Origin of the sequence: Flavobacterium sp. J27, from assembly GCF_004303025.1 — a bacterium.
Lineage (GTDB): Bacteria > Bacteroidota > Bacteroidia > Flavobacteriales > Flavobacteriaceae > Flavobacterium.
Genome location: NZ_PJQW01000002.1, coordinates 451,808 through 469,547 on the forward strand (window position 1 = coordinate 451,808; position 17,740 = coordinate 469,547).

At 31.2% G+C, this 17,740-nt stretch carries 16 protein-coding genes; 13 read left to right on the forward strand and 3 right to left on the reverse strand.

The window, feature by feature from the left end:
• Positions 1 to 42: 42 nt before the first annotated feature.
• From CX675_RS04135 to CX675_RS04190, 12 genes are all read left to right on the forward strand, one after another.
• The gene (locus CX675_RS04135; protein WP_130733949.1) at positions 43 to 564 is read left to right on the forward strand and encodes a YceI family protein; all 522 of its coding nucleotides are present in this window, start codon (positions 43 to 45) and stop codon (positions 562 to 564) included.
• A gap of 6 nt (positions 565 to 570) precedes the next feature.
• Positions 571 to 1,632, forward strand: a complete 1,062-nt coding sequence (locus CX675_RS04140) for a nitronate monooxygenase family protein (protein WP_130733950.1) — start codon at positions 571 to 573, stop codon at positions 1,630 to 1,632.
• A gap of 132 nt (positions 1,633 to 1,764) precedes the next feature.
• A complete protein-coding gene (locus CX675_RS04145) occupies positions 1,765 to 2,340 on the forward strand; it encodes a superoxide dismutase family protein (protein WP_130733951.1) in 576 nt (191 codons plus the stop codon).
• 204 nt (positions 2,341 to 2,544) lie between these two features.
• On the forward strand, positions 2,545 to 3,003 hold the full coding sequence (locus CX675_RS04150; protein WP_130733952.1) for a GNAT family N-acetyltransferase: 459 nt from the start codon (positions 2,545 to 2,547) through the stop codon (positions 3,001 to 3,003).
• Positions 3,000 to 3,368, forward strand: coding sequence for a hypothetical protein (locus tag CX675_RS04155; RefSeq protein ID WP_130733953.1), 369 nt, complete (start codon positions 3,000 to 3,002; stop codon positions 3,366 to 3,368). Before CX675_RS04150 ends, CX675_RS04155 begins: the two co-directional genes overlap by 4 nt.
• Before the next feature lie 114 nt (positions 3,369 to 3,482).
• Positions 3,483 to 4,544: an efflux RND transporter periplasmic adaptor subunit gene (locus CX675_RS04160; RefSeq protein WP_130733954.1), complete on the forward strand. Its 1,062-nt coding sequence runs from the start codon at positions 3,483 to 3,485 to the stop codon at positions 4,542 to 4,544.
• A gap of 2 nt (positions 4,545 to 4,546) precedes the next feature.
• Positions 4,547 to 7,633: an efflux RND transporter permease subunit gene (locus tag CX675_RS04165; RefSeq protein ID WP_130733955.1), complete on the forward strand. Its 3,087-nt coding sequence runs from the start codon at positions 4,547 to 4,549 to the stop codon at positions 7,631 to 7,633.
• A gap of 2 nt (positions 7,634 to 7,635) precedes the next feature.
• A complete protein-coding gene (locus CX675_RS04170) occupies positions 7,636 to 8,940 on the forward strand; it encodes a TolC family protein (protein ID WP_130733956.1) in 1,305 nt (434 codons plus the stop codon).
• Positions 8,941 to 8,990: 50 nt separating this feature from the next.
• Positions 8,991 to 9,854, forward strand: a complete 864-nt coding sequence (locus tag CX675_RS04175; protein WP_130733957.1) for a bestrophin family protein — start codon at positions 8,991 to 8,993, stop codon at positions 9,852 to 9,854.
• Positions 9,855 to 9,874: 20 nt separating this feature from the next.
• The gene (locus CX675_RS04180) at positions 9,875 to 10,855 is read left to right on the forward strand and encodes a S41 family peptidase (RefSeq protein ID WP_130733958.1); all 981 of its coding nucleotides are present in this window, start codon (positions 9,875 to 9,877) and stop codon (positions 10,853 to 10,855) included.
• 12 nt (positions 10,856 to 10,867) lie between these two features.
• The gene (locus tag CX675_RS04185) at positions 10,868 to 11,884 is read left to right on the forward strand and encodes a proline iminopeptidase-family hydrolase (protein ID WP_130733959.1); all 1,017 of its coding nucleotides are present in this window, start codon (positions 10,868 to 10,870) and stop codon (positions 11,882 to 11,884) included.
• Between the two features lie 72 nt (positions 11,885 to 11,956).
• Entirely contained in the window at positions 11,957 to 12,880 is a 924-nt protein-coding gene (locus tag CX675_RS04190) for an AraC family transcriptional regulator N-terminal domain-containing protein (protein WP_130733960.1), read from the forward strand.
• Here CX675_RS04190 and CX675_RS04195 read toward each other — a convergent pair.
• Both CX675_RS04195 and CX675_RS04200 read right to left on the reverse strand, forming a co-directional pair.
• On the reverse strand, positions 12,877 to 13,263 hold the full coding sequence (locus tag CX675_RS04195) for a DUF779 domain-containing protein (RefSeq protein ID WP_130733961.1): 387 nt from the start codon (positions 13,261 to 13,263) through the stop codon (positions 12,877 to 12,879). The genes CX675_RS04190 and CX675_RS04195 overlap by 4 nt on opposite strands.
• A gap of 52 nt (positions 13,264 to 13,315) precedes the next feature.
• Positions 13,316 to 14,821 carry an aldehyde dehydrogenase family protein gene (locus tag CX675_RS04200; protein ID WP_130733962.1) on the reverse strand — a complete coding sequence of 502 codons (1,506 nt, stop codon included), beginning with the start codon at positions 14,819 to 14,821 and terminating at the stop codon, positions 13,316 to 13,318.
• Positions 14,822 to 15,065: 244 nt separating this feature from the next.
• Here CX675_RS04200 and pheT point away from each other — a divergent pair, with 244 nt between their 5' ends.
• Positions 15,066 to 17,495 carry a phenylalanine--tRNA ligase subunit beta gene (gene pheT / locus CX675_RS04205; RefSeq protein ID WP_130733963.1) on the forward strand — a complete coding sequence of 810 codons (2,430 nt, stop codon included), beginning with the start codon at positions 15,066 to 15,068 and terminating at the stop codon, positions 17,493 to 17,495.
• 170 nt (positions 17,496 to 17,665) lie between these two features.
• Here pheT and CX675_RS20315 read toward each other — a convergent pair.
• A partial coding sequence (locus tag CX675_RS20315; protein ID WP_130733978.1) for a T9SS type A sorting domain-containing protein occupies positions 17,666 to 17,740 on the reverse strand: 75 nt, incomplete at its 5' end.

Genomic DNA, 17,740 nt, shown 5'->3' on the forward strand with positions numbered 1-17,740 from the left:
AATCTTCTGAAATTTGTCATGTACAATTTAATATAAAATACAATGACAAAATTTAACATTCATCCTGAAAGTAGTTTAGTAAGCTGGACAGGTAAAAAAGTGCTAGGACTACATACTGGAACCATTCAAATTCAAAATGGATACCTCACATTGCACCACGAAGAAATAGTAGATGGTGAAATTAGCATAGATATGACAACCATTAACATCACAGATATTTCTGACAAAAGCATTTATAAAAACTTTCTGGATCATCTTAACAATTCCGACTTTTTTGCGGTAGACCAATATAAAACAGCACAATTAAAAATAGTATCTGGAAAAAAAGAAAATAATCAATACCACATCTCTGGAAATCTTACCATAAAAAATCAGACGCATCCTATTACTTTTTACATGTCTGTAGATATTCTAACCGATTTTTTACATGCTTTAGGAGAAATAACTATCGACCGTACTCAATATGATATTACCTATGGTTCTGGAAAATTTATCTCCAACTTAGGTAATAAATTAATCTATGACGAATTCGTTTTACAATTCAAATTAATTGGAAAAAAATAAATAGCTATGTGGAATAAAACAAAATTTACAGAACTAGTAAACATCAATTTACCTATTGTCCAAGGCCCTTTTGGAGGTAAATTATCCTCTGTATTACTAACTTCAACAGTATCAAATGCTGGTGGATTAGGTTCATTTGGATGCCAACCTTTTTATGCCAATGAAATAACAGACATTGCAACTCAAATAAGACAAAACACTTCAAAACCTTTTAATTTGAATCTCTGGGTAAATGATAAAGATGAAAATGCAAAAGATTTTGACAAACAAGCATTTGAAAAGGTAGTACAAATTTTTCAACCTTATTTTGAAGAAGTGGGTACAGAACCACCTACTTATCCTCTACCAGAAAGTCCTACTTTTGAAAATCAGATTGAAGCGATTTTCAAGGTAAAACCATTGGTGTTTAGTTTCGTTTATGGTATACCTTCAGATGATATTTTAGAAAAATGCCGACAATTAAATATTCTAACTGTGGGAACAGCCACAACACTAGATGAAGCAATAGCAATTGAAAATGCTGGTATTGATGCAGTGGTAGCTACTGGTTTGGATGCAGGAGGACATCGTGTTTCCTTTCTAGAAAAACCAGAAGATTCGTTAGTAGGCACTTTTTCATTAGTACCACAAGTTGCCGATCATGTAAAAATTCCAATTATTGCTGCTGGAGGCATTGCAGATGCAAGAGGTGTAAAAGCATCTTTTGCCTTAGGAGCACATGCCGTTCAAATAGGTACTGCCTTTTTAGCTACACAAGAATCGGGAACTAGTAACATTCATAGGGAAAAGTTATTTTCAACAGCTGCAAGATATACGACATTAACCAAAGCCTTTACAGGTAGATTGTCTAGAGGGTTAAGAAATAGATTAACAGAAGAACTAAAAACATTTCAAGAGGCATTTGCTCCTTATCCATTACAAGGAAAAATAGCTGGCAAATTAGGAGCTTATCCTGCAAATACAGAATCTAATCCAGATTTAAAAGCGTTATGGGCTGGTCAAGCAGCTCCTCTATTAAAATACCATCATGCAAAACAAGTGATTGAAAATATTATAGATGCCATGTAAAAAATAGTGCTTACGCTACTTCTTTCATAATTATACGTTTGGGCCAAATGGAGATTATGTAACATACGACCCATTCTAAAATAGTAATTTAGCCATATGAAAAAAAGAAAAACTAATTTAAAACAAACACACATGAAAAATTACTTAATAATAGGATTGCTTTGTTTAAGCATTATAGGTTGTAAAAAAAATGAAAAAGTAGAAGATACAGAAGTAATCACAGATACAGTTACAGATACTATCTCTAAAACAGTAACGGCAACCGCAATTATCTCGGCTAAAAGCAATAGTACTGTTTCTGGAACAGTAACATTTACAGAAAATGAAGGAGTTGTATCCATGGAAGCCAAGCTAACTGGATTAACACCAGGAAAACATGCGATACATATTCATGAAACTGGAGATTGTAGTGCACCCGATGGTTCATCAGCTGGAGGACATTGGAACCCAACGCAAGCAGCTCACGGTGAATGGGGACATGATGGATTTCATTTAGGAGATATTGGTAATTTAGAAGCTGATGAGAATGGTATAGCTACCATAACTAAAGATACTGATTTATGGTGTATTGATTGTGGAGATACTAATAAAGATATTTTAGGTAAAGCCATTGTAGTACACAAAGAGGCAGATGATTTAAAATCACAACCTAGTGGTGCAGCGGGTGATCGTGTAGGATGTGGAGAAATTGTATTAGAAAAAGAATAAAATTCCAGTTATAACTCTTAGAGTGCTATAACGCCCATATATATCTAAAGAAGCCAATTCTGAATTGAATTGGTTTTTTTTATAAAACATTTAAAAACTGTAATTCATATTTATATCTATTTTAACGAAGAAGGATAAATCTTTAAATATATTTGCATTGTAATTCCTATTAAAACCATTGTGTCGATTTATTAACTTCAATTTATGGCAATCATAACAGTACAAAAAGAAGCATTTTACATTTCAACAGATAAAGAAATGTTAGATATAGAGGCTATTCATGATTTTTTGTCAACCAAAGCCTATTGGTCGTTACACATTCCTAAAGAAACGGTTATAAAATCGATTGAAAATGCCCTTTGTTTTGGAGTATATTATGAGCACAAACAAATTGGTTTTGCCAGAATTATTACAGATTATGCTACGATTGCTTATTTAGGCGATGTTTATATTGTAGAAGCATACAGAGGTAATGGCCTTTCAAAATGGCTTCTAGAAACAGTAATGAATCATCCTGAATTACAAGGATTAAGACGTTGGATATTACTAACAGGTGATGCACATGGTTTGTATCGTCAATATGGTTGGACTGATATTGTCGATGCTACTAAATGGATGGAATTGCATCATAAAAATGTATATGTAAAACAAAACGAATCGTGAAATACTTTAATATAAAAGCCTACTTTTTTGTAGCGTTACTCAATATAATTCCTCTAATTGTAGGTACCACAAATTGTTCAGGAGAAGGTTGTATGATTATAATACTTATGCTTTTCTATTGGGTTTTATGGTTAATAAGCTATATTCCTTACTTTCTTATTGGTTCAAAAAGAATAAAATCTAAAGCTGAAAAAATTGTCCTTTTTTTAATTCCTTCTTTACTAGCGTTACTTATTATTTTGTTATCCCAACTTAATTTTGCTCCTAAAGATGTTTCAATTATTGCTTTAATTATACTTCCAAACACCGTTTTACAAGTTGTACTTTATTTATTTTATACCAATAGAAGTGCTAAGAACAAATAAAACAAAATCATATGATTTTGTTTTATTTGTAGTTACAATTGTTAAATAAATGATAAGTTCTACGGATTATAAAAAGTGAACAATTAGTTTTGTAGTTTAACTTTTACTATACTAATGAAACTCAAAACACTACTTTTAACCTTACTTGCCCTTTCATTTGTAGGTCTTATTGCCTATCGCATCAAAAGTAATTCCGATGCTAAAGGAGATAAAAAAACAAATACTACTGCAAAACCCGTATCTAATTTAAACGGTTATCTAGTAAAAACAGAAGATTTTTCAAATGTAATTTCGGTTTCTGGCTCTATAGATGCCAAAGAGCAAGTAGAAATAAGAAGTGAAGTTTCTGGTATTGTAGAAAACATCTATTTTAAAGAAGGAACAACTGTTTCTAAAGGTCAATCCTTATTTAAAGTAAATGATTCCGAATTAAGAGCTCAATTAGCACAAGCTATAACAAGGAAAAATTTAGCCGGTGAAAATGAAAGAAGAGCCCAGTTACTTTTAGAAAAAGAAGCTATTAGTCAAGAAGAATATGATATAGCTAGTGCAGAATATCGAAGTTTACAATCACAAACCCAATTAATTCAAGCACAAATTGCCAAAACGAATAGTAAAGCCCCATTCTCGGGAAAAATTGGGTTACGAAATATTTCACCTGGAGCTTATTTAACTCCCACAACTGTTGTTACTAATTTGGTAAATGCAAGTGAAGTAAAAATTACCTTTTCAATTCCTGAAAAATATGCAAGCGAAATAGCCTTAAATAGTCTAATCGAGTTTACTGTTTCTGGTGCAACAACTCCTTTTAAAGCTACAATTTATGCTATAGAACCTGCCGTTGATGTAGCTACTCGTACACTTTTAGTTCGTGCAATAGCAGACAATAAAGAAAGTAAGCTGTTTCCAGGTACTTATGCAAATGTAAAATTACCATTAAACGAAATTAAAGATGCCATTTTAATTCCTACAGAAGCTATAATACCAGTTCAAAATGGAAAAAAAGTATTTATTAATGAAAAAGGAAAAGCAAAAGAAATACGAATTGAAACTGGAGCAAGAACAGAGACATCTGTTCTAGTTACCAAAGGTTTAAAAGCTGGTGATACTGTTATTACTAGTGGTATTATGGGATTAAAACCAGGAACATCAGTTAATATTAAAGTAACGAATTAAACATGAGTCTATCCACCTTAAGTATAAAAAGACCTGTCCTTACTATTGTATTAAACTTAGTAATTATTTTATTTGGTTACCTTGGATATAAATTTTTAGGTGTTCGAGAATATCCATCAATTGATCCTGCTCAAATTTCTATTCGTACCAATTATACTGGTGCTAATGCAGATATTATTGAATCTCAAATTACAGAACCTTTAGAAAAAGCAATTAACTCTATTGATGGGATTCGAAATATTACTTCTTCAAGTAATCAAGGTAGTAGCTCTATTACTATCGAATTTAACTTAGAAAAAGATTTAGAAGCTGCGGCAAATGATGTACGAGATAAAGTTTCTCAAGCGATTCGAAGCTTACCAGAAGATATCGATTCGCAACCTATTGTTTCTAAAGCAGATGCAAACAGTGAGGCCATTATTTCTATGACAGTTCAAAGTGAAACAAGAAACGCTCTAGAATTAAGTGATTATGCAGAAAATGTAATCAGTCAACGTTTAGAAACTATTCCAGGTGTTAGTGGAGTTCAAATTTGGGGACAAAAACGGTATGCCATGCGTTTATGGATTAATCCTTATAAATTAACATCATATGGTATAACTGTTGCCGATGTTCGTAAAGCCTTAAACGATCAAAATGTAGAATTACCTTCAGGAAAAATTACAGGTAATAATACAGAATTAACTGTAAAAACGGTAGGAAACTTAACCACCGAAGATGAATTTAATAACATTATTATTAAAGCAGAAGGTGAGAAAGTCATTCGTTTGAGCGATATTGGTTCGGCAACATTAGGGCCAGAAAATATTGAAACTCAACTTACACAATCAGGTAAACCTATGGTTGCTGTTGCAATAGTGCCTTTACCAGGTGCCAATTATTTAGAAATTTCCGATGCTTTTTACACTGAATTTGAAAAACTAAAAAAAGATTTACCCAAAGATATTCAATTAAATATAGCCATTGATACCACTACTTTTGTAAAACGTTCGGTTACAGAAGTGGCAGAAACATTACTCATATCTATTATACTAGTAATCCTAATTATTTATTTGTTTTTTAGAAATTGGGCCATTGCATTTCGACCATTAATTGATATTCCAGTCTCATTAATTGCTACCTTTTTCATCATGTGGTTGTGTGGTTTCTCTATTAATGTTTTAACGTTATTAGCCATTGTGTTAGCCACTGGTTTAGTCGTAGATGATGGAATTGTAGTAACAGAAAATATCTTTAAAAAAGTAGAAGAAGGCATGTCACCTATTGAAGCGGCTATAAAAGGTTCAAATGAAATCTTTTTTGCTGTTATTTCTATTTCAATTACACTAGCTGCTGTATTTTTACCTGTTATCTTTTTAGAAGGTTTTGTAGGTCGATTGTTTCGAGAATTTGGTGTTGTCATTGGTGCTGCTGTATTAGTTTCGGCTTTTGTATCATTAACCTTAACACCTATGTTGAATGCCTATTTAATGAAAGGTGGTGAACAAAAAAGAACCAAGTTTTACGATTTTACCGAACCTTATTTTGAAAAATTAAATACAGGTTATGCGACTTATTTAGAACGATTTGTAAAACACAAATGGCTTAGTTTTGCCATTATAATTGTTTGTTTTGGATTAATTTTCTTGTTTTTTAATATTCTCCAAAAAGAAACTGCACCATTAGACGATCGTAGTGGATTTGTAATGCGTATGTCAACTCCTGAAGGGGCAACCTATGAATATACCGATCGTTTTATGCAAGAAATGTCGCAATTAGTGGATGATTCAATTCCTGAAAAAAGAGTAAGTTTAGTTATTTCTTCACCTGGTTTTGGTGGAGGTTCTGTTAATAGCGGCTTTATTCGTATTTCATTAAAAGACCCAAGTGAAAGGGAAAAATCGCAGATGGAAATTGCAGATAATTTAACTAAATGGAGTAAACGCTATCCAGATGCGCGCACTTCGGTAATTCAACAACCTACTATCTCTGTAAGCAGAAGAGGTGGTTTACCTATACAATATATTATTCAGGCTCAAAATTTTGAAAAACTACAGGAAAAAATTCCTTTGTTTATGGAAGAAGCTTCCAAAGATGATACATTTTCTATGGTGGATGTTAATCTAAAATTCAACAAACCTGAAATTAACGTTACTATCGATCGTGAAAAAGCAAAAAGTCTTGGAATTTCTGTAATAGACATAGCGCAAACCTTACAATTATCTTTAAGCGGACAACGTTTTGGCTATTTTACCCGAAATGGAAAACAATATCAAGTAATTGGTCAATTTTTACAAGAAGATAGAGCTACTCCACTAGATTTAACTTCCATTTTTATTCGAAATGATAAAGGAGAACTTATTCAGATGGATAATGTAGTTTCGGTTGAAGAGCAAAGTAATCCTCCTCAATTATATCATAACAACCGCTATATGTCTGCAACAGTTAGCGCAGGATTGGCTCCAGGAAAAAGTATTAATGATGGTATCGAAGCTATGGATGTTATTAAAGCTAAAGTGTTAGACGACACCTTTACTACAGATTTAGGAGGAGAATCAAGAGATTTTGTAGAAAGTAGTTCTAATACTTCGTTTGCATTTGGATTAGCATTATTATTAATTTTCTTAATCTTAGCGGCTCAATTTGAAAGTTTTATCGATCCTTTTATTATTATTCTAACGGTGCCAATGGCTATTGCTGGTGCCTTGTTCTCCTTATGGTTATTTGGTCAAACTTGGAATATTTTCAGTCAAATTGGTACCATTATGCTTATTGGTTTGGTTACCAAAAATGGAATTTTAATTGTTGAATTTGCAAATCAATTACGCGAACAAGGAAAATCAAAATATGAGGCTATCATTGAAGCTTCAGAATCACGATTAAGACCTATTTTAATGACTAGTTTAGCCATTGCACTAGGAGCATTACCTATTGCCCTATCTTTAGGAGCAGCATCGGCAAGTAGAATGGGAATGGGAGTTGTTATTGTTGGAGGAACTCTTTTTTCTCTTGTTTTAACTCTATTTGTCATTCCAACAATCTATTTATTATGGTCTAGACAGAAAAAACACCGACCAGAATTTGATAATTTAGACGCTTTAGAAAAATAATTATGTTACGAATCACATCCTATATTTCACTCTTTTTAATTAGTTTTCAAATTCAGGCACAAGAAGTATTAACACTTGAACAAGCCATTAATATTGCATTAGAAAATAATTATGAGATTAAAATAGCTCAAAATAATTTAAAAGTAGATGAAACTAATAATAACCTAGCAAATGCAGGACTTTTGCCAAGTATAAATGCTAATTTAACGAATAATAATAGTCAAACCAATACCAAACAAACCCAATCAGACGGTTCTGTAAGAGAATTAGACAATGCAAAAAATTTCAGTTTGAGTTATGGCATTGGATTAGATTGGACCATTTTTGATGGATTTAGTATGTTTGCCAGAAAAGAACAATTAGAAACTTTAGAAGCACAAGGAAAATCGGAATTACAAGCTACCATACTAAACCGAATTAGTGCCGTGTATCTTACCTATTATGATTTAGTACAACAACAGCAAGTTATGGCTTCTATTGATAGTGCCATTGTTATTTCCAATGAAAGAGTAACTACAGCTCAAAATCGTTTTTCTATTGGTAAAGCTTCAAAATTAGAAGTTTTAAATGCTCAGGTTGATTTAAATACAGATAAAAGTTTATTACTTAACCAAAAAGAAATTTACAAAAACACTAAAATAAAACTCAACGAATTACTCGCTAGAGAGTTACAAACTGAATTTCAGGTAATACAAGAAGTTACTTTTGAAGACAACCTTACTTATGATGAACTTAAAGATTTGGCCACAAAGCAAAATCCACAATTACAGGCTCAAATTTTAAACAAAAAAATAGCCGATTTAAATCTGAGACAAATAAAAGGAAATCGTTATCCTACAGTTAGAATAACGTCTGGTTACAACTTTACTCGTTCAGAGGCTTCTCTTGGTTTTATTACACAATCTTCTGGACAAGGTTTTGTGTATGGTGTTACAGCAAGTGTACCTATCTTTAATGGTTTTCTACAAAATAAAAGAGAAAAAGCAGCAAAATATGAAGTAGAAAATGCTTCTTTTCTTTTGGACCAACAAAAATTAGCTCTAGAATCGCAAATGGCATCTTTCTACCAAAGTTATCAGACCAATTTAGAACTTATAAAAATTGAAGAAGAAAATGTAACTATTGCTAAACAAAATTTAGAAATTACTTTAGCCAAATTTAAAATTGGAACGATTACAACTATAGAAGTAAGAACAGCTCAGCAAAATTATATTGAAGCTTCGGTACGTTATGCAACTGCACAATATAATACCAAACTATCTGAAATAAATTTAAAAGAATTAGCAGGTACCTTACCTTTGATTTAATTTACTAAATTTACCCATAGTTCAAATTATATTTTCAAATTTCTACTTTTATGGTACAATATAATCCTAAAGATTGGATCACATTTATTTTTCGTTTTCATAAATCGGATACGTTTCGCCAATTAATTCCAATGATGGTTACGATTGGTTTGTATTCCTATATTGTAGCCTATCTAGAAATTGAATATTGGCAACTTTCAGAACAAAGTCATGTTAAAAATATTACCATTATGCATGGTATGTTAGGTTTTGTCATTTCATTACTATTGGTTTTCAGAACCAACACAGCTTATGACCGTTGGTGGGAAGGGAGAAAACATTGGGGAGCCTTGGTTAATAATAGTAGAAATTTAGCCATCAAATTGTCAATTATCCTGAAAGATGAATATGATAAGTTATTTTTTAAACGAGTTATACCTGCTTATGCTTCCGTATTGCAAAAGCATTTATCCGATGAAGACACGGCAAAAATGCTATTTGAAGGATTGGATTTAGAAATCGATCATCACAAACATCGTCCCAATCAAGTGGCAAAAATGCTATTTAAAAAAATTAATGAATTACATGAGGCTGGTAAAATATCTGGCGACCAATTGATTATTATTAATAATGAGATTCAATCTTTCACTGATATTTGTGGTGCTTGTGAACGTATTAAAAATACGCCTATTCCCTACTCTTATAGTTCGTTTATTAAAAAATTTATATTCTTCTACATTATGACCTTGCCTTTTGGTTATGTGTTTAATTTAGGATACTATGTAATACCAGTTGTGGTTTTTATATTTTATGTCTTGGCTAGTTTAGAATTAATTGCAGAAGAAATAGAAGATCCTTTTGGTAATGATGCAAATGATTTACCTACCGAAAAACTAGCGAGCAATATTAAAAAGCATATAGAAGAAATTTTATAGTTAAATCTTAAAAAAACTCAATGAAAAAAATGATTCTAATCATCGTAATTGTATTAACCTTTTCTTTGAGTTGCAAAAATAATGCTACAAAGAGTATTTCTCCTACTGCAAAAGAATATATTGATGAAGTAATCACTTTATTAGAAAATAATTCTGTACACAGAAATAAAATTGAATGGGAAAAATTTAAAACAAAAATATATTCTAAAGCAACAAATGCGCAAGAAATTAAGGACACTTATCCATCCATTTTTTTTGCTATTAAGGAAATAAACGATAAGCATAGCTATTTTGAGCCAATTAACAATGTTGCCCCAATAAACACCGAAAAACCTTTACTTCAATTAAAAGATGAAATTATTCCTAATGATATAGGATATATAAGAATTCCATATTTTATTGGAGATGAAAATAAAAAGCAATATTATATCCAAGTAATATTAGAAAAAATAGAAAAACAAGATCATCTAGGCATAAAAGGTTGGATTGTCGATTTAAGAGACAACTTTGGTGGCAATATGTGGCCTATGCTATTAAGTGTCGAACCTATTCTTGGTAATGGTAATGTTGGTTATTTTTTAAACAGTAATAGTCAGTATGAATCATGGAAACTTTTTGAAGGTAAAACATATCTAAATGATACTATTGTAGCCTCTCAAGAAAATGTATTTCAACTGAAAAATAATAATCCTTATGTAGCCGTATTAATTAATAATAAAACAGCTAGTTCTGGTGAAGCAATTAGTGTTGCTTTTAAGGGCAGAAATAAAACAAAGTTTTTTGGAGATAGTACTTATGGTGTTTCGACAGGGTGTAAATCCTATACTTTATCGGATGGTTCACGAATTAACTTAGCTATTAGTACTTTTATAGACCGTAATCATATTAAATATGGGAACTCAATAGCACCTGATGTAAAATGTAAAGAAACAGAAACCGTAGAAAAGGCAATTGAATGGATTAATTTAATTAATGCAAATAACAAACAGATTATACCTTAAAAATAGATCATTATGAAAAATATAGTTGTAACTTTCATCCTAACTTTCGTATTAATGGGCTGTAAAAACGAAAAAGTAGTCTTAGAAGAAGAAACTATGGTCAATTATTACCAAATCGATTCTACAGTTATTCAAGATGGTGGCATAAAAATGATTCCAATTACTACAAAGGATACTGTTTTTCATGTTTGGACAAAACGCATAGGTAACAACCCAAAAACTAAAGTATTACTTTTAAATGGTGGTCCAGGTTGTACACATGAATATTTTGAATGTTTCGAAAATTTTTTACCTGCGGAAGGAATTGAGTTTATTTATTACGATCAGTTAGGTTGTGGAAATTCAGACAATCCAAAAGACACCACATTTTGGGATTTACCAAGATATGTTGAAGAAGTGGAACAAGTTCGTAAAGCTTTACATTTAGATAAAAACAATTTTTACGTATTAGGTCACTCTTGGGGTGGTATTTTAGCTATGGAATATGCATTGAAATATCAGCAAGAAATGAAAGGTTTAATTATTTCCAATATGATGTCGAGTTGTCCAGAATATGGTAAGTATGCAGATGAAGTATTAGCTTTACAAATGAAACCAGAAGCACTTTACGAAATTCAGAAGATAGAAGCCGAAAAAGACTTTTCTAACCCGAAATATATGGAATTATTACTTCCAAATTTTTATGAACAACATATTTTAAGATTACCCGCAAAAGATTGGCCAGAGCCTGTGAATCGTTCTTTTGCTAAGATGAATCAATCCTTATATGTAACGATGCAAGGTCCAAGTGAATTTGGTATTTCTGGAAAATTAGAACATTGGGACAGAACCAATGACTTAAAAAAGATTACGATTCCAACCTTAGTCATTGGAGCTCAATTTGATACGATGGACCCCAAATTTATGCAAAAAATGGCCAATATACTTCCTAATGGAGAATACCTTTACTGTGAAAACGGAAGTCACATGGCCTTTTATGATGACCAACAAAACTATTTTAAAGGTTTGATTGCATTTTTAAAAAAATAAAGGCTATTTTTTATTTATTTCATTGATTTATAACTCTTTTTTTAATAAATTAGGGAAAATATTTTTTGCCCTATGTCTGTTAAAAACCTTTTAGACAAACCTAGTTTAACACAAGAAAAATCATTAAAAACACTAGTTGAAAATAGAACGATTTTTTCACTAGAAAATTGTGAATTGAATATTTTTGAAACCTATCAAAAATCGGATTTGGTTCCTTTAAAATTTAATGATTTAGTTGTAACTAGTATGCTACGTGGTAAAAAAGTAATGCATCTTTTTGATGAACCTCACTTTGAATATTTACCAGGAGAAACTGTTATTGTTCCTTCAAATGTTGAAATGAAAATCGATTTTCCCGAAGCATCAAAAAATAATCCTACCCAATGTATTGCATTAGCTATAGATAATAAAGTTATTACGGATACTTTAGAATTCTTAAATGAAAAATACCCTAAAGAAGGTAAAAATAATCTTTGGAAATTAGATTATGAAAACTATTTTTTCTATAATAATGTAGATTTGGCGAGTACGATTAACAAATTAATCAAAGAATGTATGGGCACTTCTATAACTAAAGATGCCTTAGCTGATTTAACCTTACAAGAATTAATTGTTAGAATAATACAAACGCAAACTGTAAAACGATTGGATACTTCTCAAACCTTAGCTATTGATAGTCCCATAACTGCTTCAATTGAATACATTAAAAATAATATACAAAATTCCATTCAATTGAAAGACTTAAGCGACAAAGCTTGCATGAGTACGACCTCTTTTTATAGAAGCTTTAAAAAAGAATTGGGTATGAGTCCGATTGAATTTATCTTAAATGAAAAAATTAAGTTTGCAAAAAAACTATTAAGTAATCCCAATATTCAAATTAATGAAGTTTCTTATGCTACTGGTTTTGAGGACAGTAATTACTTTATCCGTTTATTTAAAAAATATGAAGGCGTAACTCCAAAACAATATCAATTAATGAATTTTTCAAACTAATCATAAGCATAGAATCGTACAGGTTCTAATTGAGTTAATTCTTCTTCAGTAAAAATTTTATATCGAATTACAAATGTTTTCCCTAAAGGTGTTTCCAAAGAAAAACCTCCTGCTCCTATTCCATCCATAACATCCAATGTAAAATGGGCGTGTTTCCAATATTCAAATAAATCCTTATCCAACCAAAAATCAAATCCTTGTATTTGACCAATACAAACGTCTCCTGTTCTTAGAAAAAAAGACCCTTTTTCAAAACATTGAGGTTGAGTACCTTCACAACAACCACCCGCTTGATAAAACATTAAATCCCCAAATTTCTCTTGTAAAATAGCAATAATAGCTAATGCTTTTTCCGATACTGATAGTCTCTTTATTTTATTCATGATATAAAAAATAAAACCCAGCCGAAACTGGGTCAGATTATTAAATTAAAAATTAAAAGAATCCTAACTTGTTTTTATCATAAGAAATCAACATGTTCTTTGTTTGACGGTAATGGTCTAACATCATTTTATGGTTTTCCCTACCAATTCCAGATTGTTTATAACCACCAAATGGTGCTCCTGCTGGATAAGAATGATATTGGTTTACCCAAACTCTTCCTGCTTGAATAGCTCTTGGAACCTGATACAATTCGTGTGCATCTCTAGACCAAACACCTGCGCCTAAACCGTACATGGTATCGTTTGCTATTGCGATTGCTTCTTCTGTTGTTTTAAAAGTAGTTACTGCTAAAACCGGTCCGAATATTTCTTCTTGAAAAATTCTCATTTTGTTATTTCCTTTAAACAAAGTAGGTTGAATATAATAACCATTCGCTAAATCTCCTTCCAAAACTTTTTCATCGCCTCCAATTAATAAATCTGCTCCTTCTTCTTTTCCTAACTTCAAATAAGACATAATTTTATCTTTTTGAACTTTAGAAGCTTGTGCTCCCATCATAACAGTTTTATCTAAAGGATTTCCCATTTTAACAGCTGCTACTCGTTCTAAAACTCTTTCTATAAAAGCATCATAAATAGATTCATGAATTAAAAGCCTTGAAGGACAAGTACATACCTCGCCCTGATTCAAACAAAATAAAACTGCTCCTTCAATAGCTTTATCTAAAAAGGCGTCGTCTTCGTCCATTACAGAAGGGAAAAATATATTAGGCGATTTTCCTCCCAATTCTAAAGTAACAGGAACTATATTTTCTGTTGCATATTGCATGACTAATCTTCCTGTTGCTGTCGAACCTGTAAATGCTGCTTTAGCAATTTTAGGATTGGTAACTAATGCTCTTCCTAATTCTGCACCAAATCCATTTACAACATTAACAACACCAGCAGGTAAAATTTCTCCAATTAATTCCATCAAAACTATAATTGAAACAGGTGTGTTTTCTGCTGGTTTTAAAACGACACAGTTTCCTGCTGCTAATGCAGGTGCCAATTTCCAAACTGCCATTAAAATAGGGAAATTCCAAGGAATAATTTGTGCAATTACTCCTAAAGGCTCGTTAACAATTAAAGACACCGTATTAGAGTCTAGTTCACTCAACGAACCTTCTTCAGCTCTTATAACACTAGCAAAATACCTGAAATGATCAATAGCTAATGGTAAATCAGCTGCCAAAGTTTCTCTAACAGCTTTACCGTTATCAACCGTTTCCACAGCTGCCAAATATTCTAAGTTATCTTCCATAACTTGAGCAATTTTCTGTAATAAATTGCTTCTCTCAGTAGCCGAAGTTTTACTCCAAGTTTTAAAAGCTCTATCAGCAACATTAACTGCTAATTCTAAATCTTCTTTGTTAGAATGAGCCGCTTTTGTAAATACCTTTCCATCTATGGGCGAATAGACGTCAAAGTAAGAACCAGAAGCTGGTGACACAAATTTTCCATCTATATAATTATCGTATTTTTCTTTAAAATTCGGTCTTTGAATAATATTGCTCATAATTTTAATATTTTTGATTTACTCAAAATTAAGTTCAATTCGCAATTATGAATAGCACAAATAGTTCAAATTATAGCACAAAATTGATAATTAACAATTTTTAACTCTTAAAAATATTTTTTCAATAATTTAAAAGACAATTAATTAAGAAAATCACAATACCAATACACTTGTATTTTACATGAAATATATTTTAATCTAATACTTACAATACTTATCTTTGCACCTTTAAAATCGATTCATAATGCGTATTTCATACAATTGGCTAAAACAATTTATAAAAATTGACTGGAAATCTGAAGAAACAGCTTCTTTACTAACAGATCTTGGATTAGAAGTGGAAGGTGTAGATAAATTTGAAAGTTTAAAAGGTGGTTTAGAAGGTATCGTTGTTGGTCATGTTCTTACTTGTGAGCCACATCCAGATGCAGATAGATTAAAAGTTACAACTGTTGATTTAGGAGATGGTAATCCTCCTGTACAAATTGTTTGTGGTGCACCTAACGTTGCAGCTGGTCAAAAGGTTCCTGTGGCAACCATTGGAACAAAATTATATGATAAAGAAGGAAATGCCTTCGAAATAAAAAAAGGAAAAATTCGTGGTCAAGAAAGTCATGGAATGATTTGTGCAGAAGACGAATTAGGTTTAGGAAAAAGTCATGATGGTATTTTAATTTTGGATACCAATTTAAAGCCTGGAACTTTGGGGAAAACTGTTTTTAACATTGAAACAGATGAAGTATTTGAAATTGGGCTAACACCAAACCGTGCCGATGCTATGAGCCATTTTGGAGTAGCACGCGATATTAAAGCAGGCCTTGTTTTAAAAGAAAAACATGTCGAATTAATTACACCTTCAGTAAGTAATTTTAAAGTAGATAAAAGAACTTTAAAAATAGATGTTGTTGTAGAAAACGATAAACTAGCCCCTCGTTATTGTGGTGTAACCATTTCTGGAATTAGCATTAAACCTTCACCGGCTTGGTTACAAAATAGATTAAAAGCGATTGGCTTAACTCCAAAAAATAATGTGGTTGATGTGACTAACTATGTTTTACATGAATTAGGACAACCATTACATGCATTTGATGCTAATAAAATTAAAGGGAATAAAGTTATTGTTAAAACTGTTGAAGCAGGAACCAAGTTTACTACTTTAGACGATGTAGAAAGAACTCTTGACGCAGAAGATTTAATGATATGTCATGCAGAAGGACCGATGTGTATTGCGGGTGTATTTGGCGGAAAGGATTCAGGTGTAACGGAAGATACCACAGCTATTTTCCTAGAAAGTGCTTATTTTAATCCCGTTTCAGTAAGAAAGACTGCAAAAAGACATGCTTTAAACACTGATGCTTCTTTCCGATTTGAAAGAGGTATTGATCCATCAATTACTGAATATGCTTTAAAAAGAGCTGCTTTGTTAATTCAGGAAGTTGCTGGTGGAGAAATAACTTCAGATATTGTGGATTTATATCCTAAAAAGATAGAAGATTTTCAAGTATTCTTGCATTTTGAAAAAGTACAGAAAGTAATTGGTGAAGAATTACCTAAAGAAACAATTAAGAGAATTTTAGTTGCTTTAGATATCAAAATTAATAATGTTACTGAAGCAGGTATTGGTTTAGTAATTCCTTCATATCGTGTAGATGTACAAAGAGAAATTGATGTTATTGAAGAAATTTTAAGAGTATATGGTTATAATAATATTAATTTCACTGAAAAATTAAATGCTACTATTTCAAATTCTTCACGAACTGAAGAATATAAAGTACAAAATATCATTGCCAATCAATTGTGTTCTCTTGGATTTAATGAAATGATGGCCAATTCATTAACTACTCCAAATTACATCAAACTATCTGAAAATTTAAAAGAAGAATTCAATGTAGTAATGCTAAATCCATTAAGCAACGATTTATCGGCTATGAGACAATCGATGCTTTTTTCAGGCTTAGAAGCTATTTCTTTTAACATTAACAGAAAAAGAAGTGATTTAAAATTATTCGAGTTTGGTAAAACCTATCATAAGCTTCCATCTGGTTATGAAGAAAATAAACATTTAACTTTATTTTTAACTGGAAACAGAACTAGTGAAAATTGGGATCAAAAAATCCAAAAGACAGATTTCTTTTTATTCAAAGGCTACATCAACAGTATACTTTCTAGAATTGGATTAGAAAATAAAGTCTCTAACTTACCTGTTACAAGTGATGTTTTTGCTGAAGGATTAAGTATTGCAGTGGGTAAAGAAGTTATAATTGAATTTGGTACGATTAAAAAATCGGTATTAAAACATTTTGATATTAAACAAGAAGTACTATTTGCTGATTTTAATTGGGGAAAAATCCAAAAATATATTTCGAATAAAATTAAGTTTACCGATATTCCAAAATATCCTGAAGTAAAACGTGATTTAGCTCTTTTATTAAATGATACTATCACATTTGAAGAAGTGTATAAAATTGCAAAACAAACCGAAAAGAAATTGTTAAAAGAGATTAATCTTTTCGATGTGTATCAAGGTAAAAACTTACCTGAAGGAAAAAAATCATATGCAGTAAGTTTTATTATTCAAGATGAAACGAAAACATTGAATGATAAAGAAATTGAAAAAATAATGAGTAAACTGCAAATGAATTTTGAAAATCAATTGGGAGCTAGTTTGAGATAGTTTTCAGTTATTGGTTTTCAGTTGTCAGTTTAAACACAGTCGAAAAAACAATAAAAATAAAAAAACTCGTTTAGTCATCTTGCTAAACGAGTTTTTTTATTTATTGTCATGCTGAACTTTGTTTTACTTCGTCAGTTCACTTCTTTCGTGCCAGCATCTTTCCATCTTATTTATTCTTTTATAAATTTAGTAACTGTACTACCCTTTTCGGTATTTAATTTTACAAAATAATTGCCTTTTGTTAA

Excerpts from the sequence above, each read along its gene's own strand:
- CX675_RS04195 (WP_130733961.1), bottom strand. The coding sequence starts at position 13,263 with ATGAATAAAATAAAGAGACTATCAGTATCGGAAAAAGCATTAGCTATT.
- CX675_RS04170 (WP_130733956.1), top strand. The coding sequence starts at position 7,636 with ATGTTACGAATCACATCCTATATTTCACTCTTTTTAATTAGTTTTCAA.
- CX675_RS04135 (WP_130733949.1), top strand. The coding sequence starts at position 43 with ATGACAAAATTTAACATTCATCCTGAAAGTAGTTTAGTAAGCTGGACA.
- CX675_RS04175 (WP_130733957.1), top strand. The coding sequence starts at position 8,991 with ATGGTACAATATAATCCTAAAGATTGGATCACATTTATTTTTCGTTTT.
- CX675_RS04160 (WP_130733954.1), top strand. The coding sequence starts at position 3,483 with ATGAAACTCAAAACACTACTTTTAACCTTACTTGCCCTTTCATTTGTA.
- CX675_RS04165 (WP_130733955.1), top strand. The coding sequence starts at position 4,547 with ATGAGTCTATCCACCTTAAGTATAAAAAGACCTGTCCTTACTATTGTA.
- CX675_RS04140 (WP_130733950.1), top strand. The coding sequence starts at position 571 with ATGTGGAATAAAACAAAATTTACAGAACTAGTAAACATCAATTTACCT.
- CX675_RS04150 (WP_130733952.1), top strand. The coding sequence starts at position 2,545 with ATGGCAATCATAACAGTACAAAAAGAAGCATTTTACATTTCAACAGAT.
- CX675_RS04185 (WP_130733959.1), top strand. The coding sequence starts at position 10,868 with ATGAAAAATATAGTTGTAACTTTCATCCTAACTTTCGTATTAATGGGC.
- CX675_RS04180 (WP_130733958.1), top strand. The coding sequence starts at position 9,875 with ATGAAAAAAATGATTCTAATCATCGTAATTGTATTAACCTTTTCTTTG.
- CX675_RS04145 (WP_130733951.1), top strand. The coding sequence starts at position 1,765 with ATGAAAAATTACTTAATAATAGGATTGCTTTGTTTAAGCATTATAGGT.
- pheT (WP_130733963.1), top strand. The coding sequence starts at position 15,066 with ATGCGTATTTCATACAATTGGCTAAAACAATTTATAAAAATTGACTGG.
- CX675_RS04200 (WP_130733962.1), bottom strand. The coding sequence starts at position 14,821 with ATGAGCAATATTATTCAAAGACCGAATTTTAAAGAAAAATACGATAAT.
- CX675_RS04190 (WP_130733960.1), top strand. The coding sequence starts at position 11,957 with ATGTCTGTTAAAAACCTTTTAGACAAACCTAGTTTAACACAAGAAAAA.